Source organism: Paraburkholderia caffeinilytica, from assembly GCF_051027425.1.
Taxonomy (GTDB): domain Bacteria; phylum Pseudomonadota; class Gammaproteobacteria; order Burkholderiales; family Burkholderiaceae; genus Paraburkholderia; species Paraburkholderia caffeinilytica_A.
In genome coordinates this window covers 3,308,094-3,323,748 of sequence record NZ_CP186552.1, presented here as the reverse complement: position 1 = coordinate 3,323,748, position 15,655 = coordinate 3,308,094, and the positions used below count along the sequence as shown (strand labels likewise).

Sequence of the window (15,655 nt, the reverse complement as noted above, 5' to 3'; positions counted from 1 at the left end):
CCGGGAGGGCTGGAAACGACAGTGTCAAAACGCCGTCCCGCCGCTAATACGAACGACAGACAGCGGCGGGCGGCAAGCAACGCGTCTTGCCACAGGCCCGGAGACAACGGCCGGCGGCGGGGATTGTCCCGCCACCGGCCGCAAATGAGGGATCAGTCACCTATTCCCGCTCGGCCACCCCACCAGGCCACCCCACCAGGCCAACCCACCAACCGGCAAAACTCCCAGCCAGCCGTCAAAACATCCCGCCGCCCCCCTCTCCACACACGCAAACGTTCGCGCCCCATCTTTTTCGCCTAATCTGTAGAGCGATGCCCGCAATCTCCGCTAAACCGGCAATTTGAACGTGTAAGCGCCTTTCACCTTAGTAATCATACTGTCACACCCGTTTCACGGTTAGTCACGTTACTGTCACAAAGAGACCCTAAGCTTCGCGGTGTTCGTGTTATTCGCTCACACCGCTCACACCCTTGGAGGTCTCATGAAATTGATGCAAACCGTGTTCGCTGGCGTCGCTGGCGCGCTTTTCGCGATCGCAGCGCAAGCCGCAGACATCACCGGCGCGGGCAGCACCTTCGCAGCACCGATCTACACGAAGTGGGCTGACGCCTACCAGAAGTCGGGCGGCGGCAAGGTTAACTATCAAGGTATCGGTTCGTCGGGCGGTATCAAGCAGATCGAAGCGAAGACTGTCGATTTCGCCGGTTCGGACGCTCCGCTGAAGGACGACGAACTCGCGAAGGCCGGTCTGTTCCAGTTCCCGACGGTTGTCGGCGGCGTGGTTCCGGTTGTCAACGTGCCGGGTGTGAAGGCCGGTGAAGTGACGCTGTCGGGCGAAGTGCTCGGCGACATCTATCTGGGCAAGATCAAGAAGTGGAACGATCCGGCGATCGCTGCACTGAACTCGAAGGTCAAGCTGCCGGACACCGACATCGCCGTGGTTCGCCGCGCTGACGGTTCGGGCACGAGCTTCATCTGGACGAACTATCTGTCGAAGGTCAACGCAGACTGGAAGTCGAAGGTCGGTGAAGGCGCAACGGTCAACTGGCCGACGGGTACGGGCGGCAAGGGTAACGACGGCGTCGCTGCTTTCGTGCAACGTCTGCCGGGCGCGATCGGTTACGTGGAATGGGCGTACGCGAAGCAGAACCACATGACGTACGTCTCCATGAAGAACTCGACGGGCGCTGTGGTCGAGCCGAAGACGGAAACGTTCAAGGCAGCGGCTGCTGGTGCTGACTGGTCGAAGTCGTTCTACCAGATCCTGACGAACGAGCCGGGCAAGGACGCATGGCCGATCGTCGGCGCAACCTTCGTGCTGCTGCACACGGCACAGGACAAGCCGGCGCAAGGCACGGAAACGCTGAAGTTCTTCGACTGGGCGTTCAAGAACGGCACCCAGGCCGCAAACGATCTGGACTACATCTCGTTGCCGGATTCGGTTACGGCTGAAATCCGTACGAAGTGGAAGGCGCAAGTGAAGGACGCTGCAGGCAAGCCGATCGCTGACTAAGCGTTGCAGTAAGGCATCCAGCAATACATTGGCCGTCCTCATTCGAGGACGGCCAATGGCATTACCCCGGCGCTACGCCAGAATTATTCGCTGCATGACAAGTGTCATACGGCAACTGGAAACAGGTCCATCAGGCTCTCATGTCCGATATCCAATTAGCGTCTGGCGCGTCGAGGTCGACACCGCCCGGCAGCGCGTCGCAGCAGAAAGCGCCCAGCCGCGCCGGCGACGTCATTTTCGGCGGCCTCGCCCGCATCGCCGCCATCGTCACGTTGCTGTTGCTCGGCGGCATTATCGTTTCACTGATCGTCGCTTCCTTGCCGTCGATCAAACAGTTCGGTCTCGCGTTTCTGTGGACCGCCGACTGGGATCCACCCAGCAAGCAATTCGGCGCACTGGTGCCCATTTACGGCACGATCGCGACCTCGCTCATTGCACTCATCATCGCGGTGCCCGTCAGTTTCGGCATCGCGCTCTTCCTGACCGAACTCGCGCCCGCATGGCTGCGCCGTCCGCTCGGCATCGCCATCGAACTGCTTGCCGCGATCCCGTCGATCGTCTACGGCATGTGGGGTTTGCTGGTGTTCGCACCGATTTTCGCGACGTGGTTCGAAAAGCCCCTCGGCGCGGTTCTGGGCGGTATTCCGTTCGTCGGCGCGCTGTTCCAGGGGGCGCCGATCGGTATCGGCATCCTGTGCGCAGGCGTCATTCTCGCGATCATGATCATTCCGTACATCGCCTCGGTGATGCGCGACGTGTTCGAAGTCACGCCGGTCCTGCTGAAGGAATCGGCGTATGGCATTGGCTGCACCACGTGGGAAGTGATGTGGAAGATCGTGCTGCCCTTCACCCGGAGCGGCGTGATCGGCGGCGTGATGCTCGGCCTCGGCCGCGCGCTCGGCGAGACGATGGCGGTCACGTTCGTGATCGGCAACACCAATCTGCTCGATAACGTCTCGCTGTTTTCGCCGGGCAACAGTATTACGTCTGCGCTCGCCAACGAATTCGCGGAAGCGGATCCGGGCCTGCATACGTCGGCGCTGATGGAACTCGGCTTGATCCTGTTTGTGATTACTTTCATCGTGCTGGCGATTTCGAAAATCATGCTGCTGCGCCTCGAAAAAGGGGAGGGCGCGAAATGAGCCAGCCCACCTTGAATATGCCGGGTTCGAACGACGCCGATGCGCTCGAAGCCATGCGCGTGCGTCTGCAAGGCCGCCGCCGCGCGAAAAATGCACTTGCGCTGACGTTGTCGCTCGGGGCCATGGCGTTCGGCCTGCTGTGGCTGGTGTGGATTCTTTATACGACGCTGCGCCTCGGTATCGGTGGCTTGTCGGTCGAATTGTTCACGCAATCCACGCCGCCGCCGAACACCGACGGCGGTGGTCTCGCCAACGCGATTGTCGGCAGCTTGATGCTGGTTGCGCTCGCAACGTTCGTCGGCACGCCGATCGGCATTCTGGCGGGTGTCTATCTCGCCGAATACGGTCAGAAGGGCTGGCTTGCCAGCATCACGCGTTTCATCAACGACATCCTGTTGTCGGCGCCGTCGATCGTGGTGGGTCTGTTCGTCTACGCGCTGGTTGTCGCGAAGATGGGGCACTTCAGCGGTTGGGCTGGCGTGTTCGCGCTTGCGCTGCTGCAGATTCCGATCGTGATCCGCACCACTGAGAACATGCTGAAGCTGGTGCCGAATGCGCTGCGTGAAGCCGCGTTCGCGCTCGGTACGCCGAAGTGGAAGATGGTGATCTCGATTACGCTGAAGGCGTCGATCGCGGGCATTATCACCGGCGTCCTGCTCGGCGTCGCGCGGATTGCGGGTGAAACCGCGCCGCTCCTGTTCACGGCGTTGTCGAACCAGTTCTTCTCGCTGAACATGGACCAGCCGGTTGCGAACCTGCCGGTCACGATCTACAAGTTCGCGATGAGCCCGTTTGCGCAGTGGCAATCGCTCGCGTGGGCTGGCGTCTTCCTGATCACGCTCGCGGTTCTGGGATTGAACATCCTCGCGCGCACGATCTTTTCGAATAAGTAAGGGCGGAGTGTAATCCGATGAATATGGCAGAAACTCAACTCAATCCGACCTCGCGTCCGACGGCGCCCGCCGGTTTCGATCCCGCCCAGAGCGGCCAGGCAGCGCAAGCGCCGTCGCGTCCGAAGATCGAGGTCAACGACCTGAACTTCTTCTACGGCAAGTATCACGCGCTGAAGAACATCAATCTGCAGATTCCCGAAGGCAAGGTGACCGCGTTCATCGGCCCGTCGGGCTGCGGCAAGTCCACCTTGTTGCGCACGCTCAACAAGATGTACGCGCTCTATCCGGAGCAACGCGCCGAAGGCGAGATCCTGATGGACGGCGAAAACCTGCTGACCTCCAAGCGCGATATTTCGCTGCTGCGCGCACGGATCGGCATGGTGTTCCAGAAGCCGACGCCGTTTCCGATGTCGATCTACGACAACATCGCGTTCGGCGTGAAGATGTTCGAGACGCTGCAGCGCTCGGAAATGGACGACCGCGTGGAATGGGCGCTGACTAAAGCCGCGCTGTGGAATGAAGTGAAGGACAAATTGGGCCAGAGCGGCTACGGTTTGTCCGGCGGCCAGCAGCAGCGTCTGTGTATCGCACGTGGTATCGCGATCCGTCCCGAAGTGCTGTTGCTCGACGAGCCGTGTTCCGCGCTCGACCCGATTTCCACGGGCCGCATCGAAGAACTGATCGCTGAATTGAAGAGCGATTACACGGTAGTGATCGTCACGCACAACATGCAACAGGCCGCGCGCTGTTCGGACTACACTGCTTATATGTACCTCGGTGAATTGATCGAGTTCGGCGACACCGAAAAGATCTTCATCAAGCCGGTCCGCAAGGAAACCGAGGATTACATCACTGGCCGTTTCGGCTAAGCCGCCGCGCAAAACAACGGAGTACGACATGTCCGATAAACATCTGTCCAGTCAGTTCGACGCCGATCTGAACCTCGTTTCTTCGAAGGTTCTCGAAATGGGCGGTCTGGTCGAGTCGCAGATCGTCAATGCGATGATCGCGCTCAACAACTTCGACCTCGATGTATGCGAACAGGTGATCGCGGCCGAAGAGCGCCTGAACACGATGGAAGTCGAGATCGACGAAGAGTGCAGCAACATCATCGCGCGCCGTCAACCGGCCGCGCGCGACTTGCGTCTCCTGATCGCGATTTCGAAGACCATCACGAATCTCGAGCGCGCCGGCGACGAAGCCGAAAAAATCGCCAAGCGCACCAAGCGTCTGATGGAAGACGGGGCCTCGCGCAGCATCAATATCGCCGAGATCAAGTTGTCGGGCGAAATGGCGGTGTCGATCCTGCGCCGCGCGCTGGACGCCTTTGCACGTCTGGACACGGTCGCCGCCGCGCAGATCATGCGCGACGACAAGGCGATCGACGAGGAATTCCGTGCTTTCGTGCGCAAGCTGATTTCGTACATGACCGAAGATCCGCGTTCGATTTCGGTGGGCCTCGATTTTCTGTTCATCGCCAAGGCGATCGAGCGGATCGGCGACCACGCGAAGAACATCGCTGAATTCATCATCTATATCGTCAAGGGCACCGACGTGCGGCACAAGTCGCGCGACGCGCTCGAACGCGAAGCACTCAGTTAATCCAGATATAAGGACCAGAGGTGCCGATGCCCAGCAGCATTCTCGTCATTGAAGATGAGCCCGCCATTTCCGAACTGATTTCGGTGAATCTTCAACACGCCGGACACTGCCCGATTCGTGCGTACAACGCGGAGCAGGCGCAGAACCTGATCAGCGACGTACTGCCCGACCTCGTGCTGCTCGACTGGATGTTGCCGGGCAAATCAGGCATCGCGTTCGCCCGTGATCTGCGCAACAACGAGCGCACCAAGCACATCCCGATCATCATGCTGACCGCGCGCGGCGACGAACAGGACAAGGTGCTCGGCCTCGAAATCGGTGCCGACGACTACGTCACCAAACCGTTCTCGCCGAAAGAACTGATGGCGCGTATCAAGGCGGTGTTGCGCCGCCGCGCGCCGCAGTTGACGGAAGACCTGGTGGCGATCAACGGTCTGAAACTCGACCCGGCAACGCACCGCGTCGCGGCTCATGCCGAAGGCAGCGAGATCAAGCTCGATCTCGGTCCGACCGAATTCCGTCTGCTGCACTTCTTCATGACGCACCCGGAGCGCGTACACAGCCGCACGCAACTGCTCGATCAGGTGTGGGGCGACCACGTGTTCGTCGAAGAACGCACGGTGGACGTGCACATCAAGCGTCTGCGCGCGGCGCTCAAGCCGGCAGGATGCGATGCTATGATTGAGACGGTACGCGGCAGCGGCTACCGTCTCGCGAAGAGCGCGTGACTTTGCGGTAGCACTTTCCTCTTCGATCGCTAGATTCGCTAGAACATGAACATCATCTGGGCGCGCTCCATCGTGTCGGTCGTGCTGCTGGCTGTTCTGTGCGTGGTGGTCGGCGCACTCCTGAACGTCAAGGCAGGGCTGGCCCTCGCGATCGTCATGCTGCTCGCACAGAGCTTCTTCAGCACCTTTCACAAGCAGCGTTTGTGGCGCCTGCTCGACGCGCCGGTCTACGGCGAAGTGCCGAGCGCCCCCGGCATCTGGGGCGAAATCTACTACCGTCTGCATAAGCTTGCAAAGCGCTGGCATGCGCAGGTGCGCCAGGTCGAGCAGCAGCATTCGCGTTTCATTCAGGCCATTCAGGCCTCGCCGAACGGCGTGGCGATGCTCGACGATCACGATCAGATCGAGTGGTGCAACGCGATCTCCGAACTCCATTTCGGGCTCGATGCGAAACGCGATCTGCGCCAGCACATCACGCATCTGGTGCGTCAGCCGGATTTTGTGCGCTATCTGAATTCGCATCGCTACGAAGAGATGCTGATCATGCGCGGCATGGGCGACAAGCGCCAGAACGTGCTGTCGGTGCAGGTGTTTCCGTACGGCGAAAATCGCAAGCTGGTGCTGTCGCAAGACATCACCGAGCTGGAGCGCACCGACGCGATGCGGCGCGACTTCGTCGCCAACGTGTCGCATGAACTGAAAACGCCGCTCACCGTGCTCTCCGGTTTCCTGGAGACGATGCGGGAACTGCCGCTAGGCGAAGCCGAGCGTGCGCGCTACCTCGAACTGATGGAGCAGCAGGCCTCGCGGATGCGCCATATCGTCAACGACTTGCTGGTGCTCGCAAAGCTCGAGGGCGACAACAAGCCGCCAAGCGATCAGATGATCGACATGCGCGCGGTGCTCCGGCATCTGAGGGACGACGCGCAAAGCCTGTCGAGCGATCATCACAAGATCGTGTTCGACGCTGACGAAGGGCTTACTGTCACCGGCGTGGAAACGGAACTGCTCAGCGCACTCGGCAACCTCGTGACCAATGCGATCCGCTACACGCCGGACGGCGGCACGATCGCGGTGAGCTGGCAGGCCAGCGGCGGCAGTGCGGTTTTCTCGGTCACGGATAGCGGCCTGGGGATTCCGGCGGCGGACATTCCACGCCTGACCGAGCGCTTCTATCGCGTCGACCGCAGCCGTTCGCGCGATACGGGCGGCACGGGCCTCGGTCTCGCCATCGTCAAACATGTGCTGCAACGGCATGATGCACAGCTCGAGGTGAAGAGCGAAGAGGGGCGCGGCAGCACGTTCACCGTGCGCTTCCCGGTGTATCGCACGGCGCGTCGGCAACCGGCGCCGGTCTAGGAATCGTGGTCTGAATAAAAAACCCGCCTGTAAGAAAGGCGGGTTTTTTTATGCGCGGCGCCGCTTGCTTCAGCGGCGCGCAAACACAATCAGGAACTCAGGAACAGAATTTCCCCAGCAGATTCAACTGTGCATTGCGCGAGGATTTTCCGGGCCGCCGGCGCCGATAGTGACCGTCGCTTTGCATCAGCCACGCGGACTGGTTGTCGCCGAGAAACGCCGACAGACCTTCAGCAATCACGCGCCGCTTCAGGCGACGGTTGTTGATCGGAAACGCCACTTCCACACGCCGGAAGAAGTTACGGTCCATCCAGTCGGCGCTCGACAGATAGACCTGTTCCTTGCCGCCGTCGTAGAAGTAGAAGATGCGATGATGCTCGAGGAAGCGCCCAACAATCGAACGTACCGTGATGTTCTCCGACAAACCCGGCACACCGGGCTGCAACGAACATACGCCACGCACGATCAGATCGATCTTCACGCCGGCCTGCGACGCCTCGTACAACTCGGCAATCACGGTCGGTTCGAGCAGTGCGTTCATCTTGGCGACGATACGCGCCTTCTTGCCGGCCCGGGCATGCTCGGCTTCCGCACGAATCGATTCAACCAGTTTCGGATGCAGCGTGAACGGCGACTGCCACAACTCGTGCAGCGACAGTTCACCGCCAATGCCGGTCAGTTGCTGGAACACGTGGTGCACGTCTTCGCAGATCTTCTGATCCGCCGTCATCAGGGCGAAGTCGGTGTAAAGACGCGCGGTGCGCGGGTGATAGTTGCCGGTGCCCAGGTGCACGTAACGCTTGAGCGTGGTCTTGCCGCCCGACGACACGCGCCGCACGATCAACATCATCTTCGCGTGGCACTTGTGGCCCACCACGCCGTACACGACGTGCGCGCCCACCGCTTCAAGCTGCGACGCCCAGTTAATGTTGGTTTCTTCGTCGAAGCGCGCGAGCAGTTCGACCACCACCGTCACTTCCTTGCCGTTGCGCGCCGCCTGCATCAACGCGTCCATCAGCGGGGAGTCGGTGCCGGTGCGATAGATGGTCTGCTTGATGGCCATCACGTTCGGGTCTTTGGCCGCCTGCAGCAGCAGCTCCAGCACGGGTTGAAAGCTCTCATAAGGGTGATGCAGCAACACATCGCCCTGATCGATCACGTCGAACATGCTGGCGCTGTTGGCGATCTGCGGCGGAATCGCCGGAATATGCGGCACGAATTTCAGATCGGGCCGGTCCACCATCTCCGGCAATTGCATCAGGCGCACCAGATTGACCGGGCCGTCGGCGAAATAGCAGTCCTTGGTGGTCAGGCCGCTTTCGTCGAGCAGGCGGCGCACGACATGCGTGGGTGTTTCCGCCGACACTTCGAGCCGCACCGCATTGCCCAGATGCCGTGCCGGCAATTCGCCCTGCAACGCGACACGCAGATTGGTGATTTCGTCTTCGTCGACGAACAGTTCGCTATTGCGCGTGATGCGAAACTGATTGCAGGTGCGCACCACCAGGTTCGGGAACAGCTCGCCGACAAAGCGCTGCAACAACGAGCTCAGCAACACGAAACCATGCGGATAGCCCGACAGCTCCTGCGGCATGCGCACGAGCCGGGGCAAGGCACGGGGCGCCTGCACGATGCCCATCATCGCCTGACGGCCGAACGCATCTTTGCCTTCCAGTTCGACGACGAAGTTCAGGCTCTTGTTGAGCACCCGCGGAAACGGGTGAGCCGGATCGAGACCGATCGGCGTAAGCACGGGCAGCAGCTCGTCGAAGAAGTAGCTGCGCGCCCATTCGGTCTGCGCTTCGTTCCACGCTTCAGTGCCGTGAAAATAGATGCCTTCTGCTTCGAGCGCGGTGAACACCGTATCGTGCAGCATGGTGTACTGGCGATGCACGAGCCTCTGCGCGCGCTCGACCACGAGGTCGTACACGTGCTGCAGCGACATGCCGTCCGGGGACAGCGCGCCCGGGTTGTCGCGCATCTGCTCCTGCAGTCCGGCCATGCGGACTTCGAAGAATTCGTCGAGATTGCTACTGGTAATGCAGATGAAACGCAGGCGTTCGAGCAAAGGGACGGCTGGGTCGGCTGCTTGTGCCAACACACGCTCGTTGAAACCCAGAATGCCCAGCTCGCGATTCAATAAGGGGTAGCGGATGGACATCGGCAGCGAGAATGGAATTTCAGGAAGGGAGACGAAAAGACGCTCGGAAATTCTCACAGTATGATGACGTTGTTATGACAATTGCGATGTTATAAATTCTACGCCCGGAATCGTTGCGTGTCGTAATTATGACGCAGTGCGTATGGGACCATAGGGCAACCCCATCACTGTAAGGCGACATCGTGAGGCCCGGTACGCTTAGAATGGCGTCTTTGAACAGCGCGGCCGGTCATAAGGCAGCCAAGGCATCCGGTGGGCATCCGGCACCTTCCGCATCCAACGCCGCCGCGCACGCGCGCATGGAGTCCGCTTACCCGATGGTCAATACGCCACAACTCCTCGCTGCCGTCGACCTCGGCTCGAACAGCTTCCGGCTGATCGTCGGCCGGGTCGAGGAAACCGACGCGGGCAGCCAGATTTACCAGGTCGACGCATTGCGCGAGTCGGTGCGCCTTGCCGCCGGCCTGTCGCGCGACAAGATGCTGGACCGCGCCTCGCAAGTGCGCGGCTGGGATGCGCTCAAGCGCTTCGGCGAACGGCTGCGCGACTTTCATCCCGACCACGTTCGCGCCGTTGCCACCAATACGCTGCGTATTGCCAAGAACGCGAGCGAGTTCCTTGGGGAGGCGCAAGCCGCGCTTGGCTTCCCGATCGAAGTGATTGCCGGGCGTGAAGAAGCGCGCCTGATTTATGCCGGAGCAGCTCACTCGGTGCCCGCGAGCGCGGGCAAGCGCCTCGTGGTGGATATCGGCGGTGGCTCGACGGAGTTCATCATCGGTTCGCATTACACGCCGATCAAGATGGAGAGTCTGTACATCGGCTGTGTGAGTCATAGCCGTGCCTTCTTCCCCGCGGGCAATGTCGATGAATACACGATGCGGCAGGCTGAACTCGCCGCCGGCCGTGAAATTCAGATCATTTCCGCCGAATACAAGAAGACCGGTTGGGAGCAGGCCATCGGCTCGTCCGGCACGGCGCGGGCACTCGCCGAACTGGTCGAGGCAAACGGCTTCAACGATCCGGGCGTGACGCACGGCATCTCGCGCGGCGGGCTGGAGCGTCTCAAGCGCGCGCTGATCAAGGCGGAGAACGTCAATCGTCTGAAGCTGGTGGCGTTGAAGGCCGATCGCATTCCGGTGCTGGCCGGTGGGCTGTCGATCATGATTGCGGTGTTCGACGAACTCGGTGTCGATTACGTCGATACAACAGACGGCGCGCTGCGCCTCGGCGTGCTGTACGACTTGCTGGGCCGTTCGCAGCACGAGGACATGCGCACGGTGACGGTGGAAGGCTTCATGCGCCGCTATGGCGTGGATCGCGCGCAGGCGGGGCGTATCGGCGAACTCGCGGTGCGTTTTTACGACCAGTTTGACGAGCCGGATGAGGAGCGCCGCGTCGAGAACCGCATGTTCCTCGGCTGGGCTGCGGCCTTGCATGAGATCGGGCTGTCGATTTCGCACAGCGCTTATCACAAGCATTCGGCCTATATCGCCAGCAACGCCGACATGCCGGGTTTTTCGCGCACCGACCAGGCGCGGCTCGCCGCGCTGGTGCTCGGCCACGCGGGGAAGCTCGGCAAGCTGTCGCAAACGCGCGAAGTGGAATGGCCGCTGCTGTTCTGCCTGCGGCTCGCGGCGCTGCTGTGCCGCCGGCGTGCGGATGTCGGCCTGCCGGGTATCGCGGTCGCGCAGGTCAACGGCGGTTATGAAGTGCGTTTGCCGAACGAGTGGGTGACGAACAATCCGTTGACCGATTACAGCTTGATCCAGGAGGCTGCGGAGTGGGAGAAGGTTGGCATCCCTTATCGCGTGGTCTATACCGACGATTGAGCGCCATGCCGGCGTCGTAAATGAAAAAGCCCGGCGCATTGCCGGGCTTTTTTTATGCGCATCAGTTGCCGGTTGAATTGGCCGGCTGATTTGCGCGTCGCGCCGCATCGATCCGCTTAGCGCGGCGACGCGTCGCCGAGGAAGTGCCGTGCGTAACGCGCGTTGATATCCGACAGGCGCAACAGCGTCAGAAAGTCCGCCGTGTTGAAGTCAGGATCCCAAGCCGGTGCGCCGCAAATTTTCGCGCCGAGGCGCAGGTAGCCCTTGACCAGCGGCGGCGGTGCGACGTCGGCGCCGGTCTGCAATTCTTCGACCGGCAGCGGTGTGTGCGGGAACGCGCGATATTCCGGCGTCGTCAGCGCATTGTCGCGCAGCGCGCAGTAAAGATTCGCTGCGTAGTGGCCGCCGTCGACCATCGCGACGCTCGCGCAGCCCAGCATCGTCTCGTAGCCGTTGTGCTTCATGTACGCGGCGAGACCTGCCCACAGCGACATGATCACCGAGCCGCTGCGATAGTCCGGGTGCACGCACGAACGGCCCACTTCGACCATCTTCGCGCGCAGATGCGTGAGACGCGACACGTCGAATTCGCTTTCGGCATACAGGCGTCCGATACGGGCGGCCTGGTGCGGCGGCAGCGCGCGATAGGTACCGACCACCTTCAGCGTGTCGAGATCGCGCACCAGCACGTGATCGCAGTATGAATCGAATGCATCGACGTCGAGGCCGGCCGGCCCCGTCAGACGTGCGCCCATTTCGTCGGCGAATACACGGTAGCGCAGACGCTGGGCCTCGCGCAGTTCCTCGTCGGTACGTGCCCACGTGACTTGCAGGCGATGCTGGGCAGTGACGGTCTCTTCAGCGCGCGGCAGGCGACGCGTTTCGAAGATCGAAGCCAGGGGCAGGGTGGGCGTCGGCAGTTCTCGCATGTGGCGTCCTGGTCGAAAAAAGGGAGATTTCTTTTTTCGCCAATGTAGTAACGCCTGGTGACGCTCGCATGGCAATGCCATGACGATTGGATGACGGCCCGTAAGCTGCGTGCGCGCGGCTTGTAATGTCGTGGGCCGGGCGGCCCATGTGTTGTTTCTGCGCGACCGTTGCGACTTGCGAACCCTGCGGCCGCTTTGTTCGCCAGGCTGCGCAAGCGGTTCAGATCAGATCGGGACTCATTGCCGCGCGCAGCACCGCCTGGTCGTCGCCGTGGCGTTCGCGGCTTTCGATCCACCATAGGCCGGCTTTCTTGAGCGGCCAACTTGCCTCGCTGTTGCCGAGCAGACGCGCCGCAACGTGGCCCAGCGTCGGTTGATGGCCGACGATCACAACGGTCTGTGCGATGCCTGCGGACCAGCCGGCGGCCTTGAGCACGTCGTCCGCGCTGGCGTTGGGCGCGAGTTCGCGCACCACGCGATATTGGTCGCTCAATGTTTCAGCGGTTTGAATGGTGCGCACGGCGGGACTCGCGAGGATCACTGCGTCGTCGGGCAAGCGGATGCGCAGCCACTTGGCGACGGTTTGCGCCTGTTTGCGGCCTCGCGTGGTGAGCGCGCGGGCCAGATCGCTGGCGGCGAAATCTTCGGCTTCGGCGTGACGCCAGAGGATCAGATTCATGCATGTCTCCTTGACTCTGGTTGCGGCGTAGACAGCAGCGCCGGGTTTTCAATCACTGTCGCATGCGGGCTCGTTAGGGCGCAAGACAGTGGCGCGGGCGGCACGTATAAGTTCTGGCGTATGCCGGCGCATGTTGGCATGCAGGCTGATGTATAGGTTGAGGCGAGGCGTATTGCGCTTATTGCGCGTATTGCGTATGGGATGCTCGCGCATTGTCATCGAGCCGGCATGTGATCTGTATGAAATTCATCGGGACATAAGTCCGAGCCTGTGCCAATTCGCACGAGCCCACGAGCGACTGGCCCCAAAAAGCAAAAACCCGCGAAGCCGAGGGCGACGCGGGTTTCGTATTGCTTTTTCGTGGTCGGAGCGAAAGGATTCGAACCTTCGACCCTCTGATCCCAAATCAGATGCGCTACCAGGCTGCGCTACGCTCCGACGAATCCGAGATTCTACGTGGCATTGGGTGCCAGAGTCAATCACGAATTGCGCCGGAATGAAAAAAGGTCTCGGACATCGGCAGCGGGCAAGGTAAAGCGGCGCACCGCGCACCCGTACGCGCTTGCGGCAGGCGCGAGATTCGCACCGTCAATGTTCAGGCGCGCCGCCTTCATGCAGGGTGACGCGCCGGTTTATCTCCTCAATGCCGGCGGCGCATCCAGTGCGGCATGTTCAGGTGCGGCATGTGTTGATGCGTGAACCAGTGATGCAGCATGCCTTCGCCGTCGTGTTCCCGCTTATAGGTTCTCGATTCGAAAATCGACAGGGCGAGCAGCACGAGTAGACCTATGGCAAGTCCGATCAGACCTGCGATCGATTCAGCGTCCATGGCAGTCCTCCTATGACACGCAGCCATGCCTTTATAGTAGGTCACGCGTAACAAAATGGGAGGAGGGGGACTGCCCGGCGTGACGTCGTCGAATACGAATTGCAGGTAGACTCTCGGCGCTTCATTGCCGTTATTGTCATTCTGTCTCGAGAATCTATGAACCGCGTTTTGTTGATTGCGTTGATGCTGTCCGCCGGACTCACCGGCTGTGCCAACGATCCCTCCGGGCATCATGGCGGCCCACCGCCGAAAGATCCCGCCGACTACCACGGCGTACCTACCGACGACCGGCCGCCGGTGATCGCGCCCACGCTTTGAATGCCTGCTGGAAATGAAAGCGAAGCACCGGCGCGGGCACGCAGGTGCTTCTGACCCGCGCAGACTGTTTGCGCGGAAAACGCGGGCTGCAGTCATTCTAGGGCGAGGTGCACGCGTAATATGTGTGCGCTTGTTTCAAGCCGTAACTGTGTGCTGCTTTGCGGAGCTGGGCACATAGCGTGTTGTCCATACGCGGTTCGTGCGCGGTTCGTGTGCGGTCCGGGTCCGGTCCGTGTATGGCGGAGCAACCCGCGCACGTCTATCAGACAAAACACACGGCCCCTGCATACCGCGTGTCGAAACAAAGAAAGGCTAGGCGGCCGCGCCTGCCATGCCGCGCACAATGCCCGGCAAAAAGCGCGCGAGCGTGACACCGCGAGCGGCCATGAAGATCAGCATCGCGGCCCACAAACCGTGATTGCCGTACAGCGCCAGCAAGGCCCACGACGCCGCGACGAATACCGCCAGCGACACCACCATCGACGTCATCAACTCATGTGTGCGAGTGGCGCCGATAAACACGCCGTCGAGCAGAAATCCCCACACGGAAACCACCGGCAGGAGCGCGGCCCACGGCAAGTAGGCCTCGGCCGTGGCGCGCACCGCGGGCTGATTGGTCAGACCTTCGATGATCCATGAGCCCGCACCCCAGTACACCAGCGAGAAGCCCAGCGCGCCGAGCGCGGACCACAGCGACGTCACCTTGATGGCCTGCGCGAAAGCGTGCCGGTCGCGCGCGCCGATCGCCGCGCCTACCAGCGCTTCGGCAGCGTGCGCGAAGCCATCGAGTCCGTAGGCCATGAAGGTCTGAAAATTGAGCAGCAGCGCGTTGGCGGCAAGCGTGGCGTCACCTTGCCTTGCGCCGAGATGCGCGAACCAGCCGAACGACGACAGCAGACAAAGCGTGCGTACGAAGATATCGCGATTCAGTATCACCAGACGTTTGAGCGCGGCTGCGTCGAAGAGGGCGGCACGGTTCAGCGCAGGCAAACCACGCGGCATGCCATGCCACAACAACGCGACGCCGAGCACGAAGCCGAGCGCGTCGGCCGTGGCCGTGGCTGCGCCGATGCCGGCCACGCCCCAATCGAATACATACACATACAGCAGCACCGCCGCGATGTTCACGCTGTTGATGAACACCTGCGAGAGCAGCGCAAGCCGCACCTTCTGCGTACCGAGCAGCCAGCCGAGCACCACGTAGTTGCCGAGCGCGAGCGGCGCGGCCCAGATGCGCGCGTGACAGTAGAGTTGCGCGTTGCGCTGCACCGCGTCGCTGCCGCCGATCACGTGCAACGCGTAGCCGATCAGCGGCACTTGCAGCAGAAGCACGGCTGCGCCGATCGCCGCGGCGAGCAACAGCGCGCGTACCACGTTGTTGCGCAGTTCCGCGTGATCCTCCCCGCCGTGTGCTTGCGCGACGAGGCCCGTGGTGCCCATGCGCAGGAAGCCGAAGCCCCAGAACACGAAACTGAAGAACAGGCCGCCGAGCGCCACGCCGCCGAGATAGGAAGCGCCGTTCAGATGGCCGGCGACGGCGGTGTCGACCGCGCCGAGAATCGGCTGCGTGAGATTGGCGAGGACGATCGGAAACGCCAGCGTGAGCACCCGGCGGTGCCAATGCACAGGAACGGCGGGAGCCGTCGCGGCCGCGCTGTCCTCCAGGCCCTCAA

The 15,655-nt window shown here is 61.6% G+C and carries 14 protein-coding genes and 1 tRNA gene; 9 read left to right on the top strand and 6 right to left on the bottom strand.

Annotation, left to right across the window (positions count from 1 at the left end):
• The first annotated feature begins 481 nt into the window (after positions 1–481).
• From pstS to phoR, 7 genes are all read left to right on the top strand, one after another.
• Positions 482–1,513 (top strand): phosphate ABC transporter substrate-binding protein PstS, encoded by a 1,032-nt coding sequence (pstS, locus tag ACOSV0_RS14575; protein ID WP_434106864.1) that lies wholly within the window; start codon positions 482–484, stop codon positions 1,511–1,513.
• A 140-nt stretch (positions 1,514–1,653) separates the two neighbouring features.
• On the top strand, positions 1,654–2,655 hold the full coding sequence (gene pstC, locus ACOSV0_RS14570; protein ID WP_434106863.1) for a phosphate ABC transporter permease PstC: 1,002 nt from the start codon (positions 1,654–1,656) through the stop codon (positions 2,653–2,655).
• Positions 2,652–3,548, top strand: coding sequence for a phosphate ABC transporter permease PstA (pstA, locus tag ACOSV0_RS14565; RefSeq protein ID WP_434106862.1), 897 nt, complete (start codon positions 2,652–2,654; stop codon positions 3,546–3,548). Before pstC ends, pstA begins: the two co-directional genes overlap by 4 nt.
• A 17-nt stretch (positions 3,549–3,565) precedes the next feature.
• Complete coding sequence (gene pstB, locus ACOSV0_RS14560; RefSeq protein WP_434106861.1) at positions 3,566–4,417, top strand: phosphate ABC transporter ATP-binding protein PstB; 852 nt, start codon at positions 3,566–3,568, stop codon at positions 4,415–4,417.
• Between the two features lie 28 nt (positions 4,418–4,445).
• Positions 4,446–5,150: a phosphate signaling complex protein PhoU gene (gene phoU, locus ACOSV0_RS14555; RefSeq protein ID WP_408222118.1), complete on the top strand. Its 705-nt coding sequence runs from the start codon at positions 4,446–4,448 to the stop codon at positions 5,148–5,150.
• 26 nt (positions 5,151–5,176) lie between these two features.
• On the top strand, positions 5,177–5,878 hold the full coding sequence (gene phoB, locus ACOSV0_RS14550) for a phosphate regulon transcriptional regulator PhoB (RefSeq protein WP_028199153.1): 702 nt from the start codon (positions 5,177–5,179) through the stop codon (positions 5,876–5,878).
• Between the two features lie 45 nt (positions 5,879–5,923).
• Positions 5,924–7,237 (top strand): phosphate regulon sensor histidine kinase PhoR, encoded by a 1,314-nt coding sequence (gene phoR, locus ACOSV0_RS14545; RefSeq protein ID WP_434106860.1) that lies wholly within the window; start codon positions 5,924–5,926, stop codon positions 7,235–7,237.
• 97 nt (positions 7,238–7,334) lie between these two features.
• On the opposite strand, the gene ppk1 is transcribed toward phoR, so the two are convergent.
• Positions 7,335–9,398, bottom strand: a complete 2,064-nt coding sequence (ppk1, locus tag ACOSV0_RS14540; RefSeq protein WP_434106859.1) for a polyphosphate kinase 1 — start codon at positions 9,396–9,398, stop codon at positions 7,335–7,337.
• Positions 9,399–9,601: 203 nt separating this feature from the next.
• Between ppk1 and ppx the strand changes: the two genes are divergently transcribed.
• Entirely contained in the window at positions 9,602–11,227 is a 1,626-nt protein-coding gene (gene ppx, locus ACOSV0_RS14535; protein ID WP_434106858.1) for an exopolyphosphatase, read from the top strand.
• Between the two features lie 116 nt (positions 11,228–11,343).
• Here the strand turns inward: ppx and ACOSV0_RS14530 are convergent, their stop codons facing one another.
• The 4 genes from ACOSV0_RS14530 to ACOSV0_RS14515 form a co-directional block, all read right to left on the bottom strand.
• The gene (locus ACOSV0_RS14530; RefSeq protein ID WP_434106857.1) at positions 11,344–12,156 is read right to left on the bottom strand and encodes a GNAT family N-acetyltransferase; all 813 of its coding nucleotides are present in this window, start codon (positions 12,154–12,156) and stop codon (positions 11,344–11,346) included.
• A 220-nt stretch (positions 12,157–12,376) separates the two neighbouring features.
• Complete coding sequence (locus ACOSV0_RS14525; protein ID WP_434106856.1) at positions 12,377–12,835, bottom strand: SixA phosphatase family protein; 459 nt, start codon at positions 12,833–12,835, stop codon at positions 12,377–12,379.
• A gap of 361 nt (positions 12,836–13,196) precedes the next feature.
• A tRNA-Pro gene (locus ACOSV0_RS14520) sits at positions 13,197–13,273 on the bottom strand.
• Positions 13,274–13,475: 202 nt separating this feature from the next.
• Positions 13,476–13,664, bottom strand: coding sequence for a hypothetical protein (locus tag ACOSV0_RS14515; RefSeq protein ID WP_434106855.1), 189 nt, complete (start codon positions 13,662–13,664; stop codon positions 13,476–13,478).
• Positions 13,665–13,820: 156 nt separating this feature from the next.
• Here ACOSV0_RS14515 and ACOSV0_RS14510 point away from each other — a divergent pair, with 156 nt between their 5' ends.
• A complete protein-coding gene (locus ACOSV0_RS14510; protein WP_434106854.1) occupies positions 13,821–13,982 on the top strand; it encodes a hypothetical protein in 162 nt (53 codons plus the stop codon).
• A gap of 312 nt (positions 13,983–14,294) precedes the next feature.
• Here ACOSV0_RS14510 and ACOSV0_RS14505 read toward each other — a convergent pair whose 3' ends face one another.
• Positions 14,295–15,647, bottom strand: coding sequence for an MATE family efflux transporter (locus ACOSV0_RS14505; RefSeq protein WP_434110294.1), 1,353 nt, complete (start codon positions 15,645–15,647; stop codon positions 14,295–14,297).
• Positions 15,648–15,655 lie beyond the last annotated feature (8 nt).

Coding starts and splice junctions, on each gene's coding strand:
- phoB (WP_028199153.1), top strand. CDS start 5,177: ATGCCCAGCAGCATTCTCGTCATTGAAGATGAGCCCGCCATTTCCGAA.
- pstA (WP_434106862.1), top strand. CDS start 2,652: ATGAGCCAGCCCACCTTGAATATGCCGGGTTCGAACGACGCCGATGCG.
- ppk1 (WP_434106859.1), bottom strand. CDS start 9,398: ATGTCCATCCGCTACCCCTTATTGAATCGCGAGCTGGGCATTCTGGGT.
- pstB (WP_434106861.1), top strand. CDS start 3,566: ATGAATATGGCAGAAACTCAACTCAATCCGACCTCGCGTCCGACGGCG.
- pstC (WP_434106863.1), top strand. CDS start 1,654: ATGTCCGATATCCAATTAGCGTCTGGCGCGTCGAGGTCGACACCGCCC.
- ACOSV0_RS14530 (WP_434106857.1), bottom strand. CDS start 12,156: ATGCGAGAACTGCCGACGCCCACCCTGCCCCTGGCTTCGATCTTCGAA.
- phoU (WP_408222118.1), top strand. CDS start 4,446: ATGTCCGATAAACATCTGTCCAGTCAGTTCGACGCCGATCTGAACCTC.
- pstS (WP_434106864.1), top strand. CDS start 482: ATGAAATTGATGCAAACCGTGTTCGCTGGCGTCGCTGGCGCGCTTTTC.
- ppx (WP_434106858.1), top strand. CDS start 9,602: ATGGCGTCTTTGAACAGCGCGGCCGGTCATAAGGCAGCCAAGGCATCC.
- ACOSV0_RS14510 (WP_434106854.1), top strand. CDS start 13,821: ATGAACCGCGTTTTGTTGATTGCGTTGATGCTGTCCGCCGGACTCACC.
- ACOSV0_RS14525 (WP_434106856.1), bottom strand. CDS start 12,835: ATGAATCTGATCCTCTGGCGTCACGCCGAAGCCGAAGATTTCGCCGCC.
- phoR (WP_434106860.1), top strand. CDS start 5,924: ATGAACATCATCTGGGCGCGCTCCATCGTGTCGGTCGTGCTGCTGGCT.
- ACOSV0_RS14515 (WP_434106855.1), bottom strand. CDS start 13,664: ATGGACGCTGAATCGATCGCAGGTCTGATCGGACTTGCCATAGGTCTA.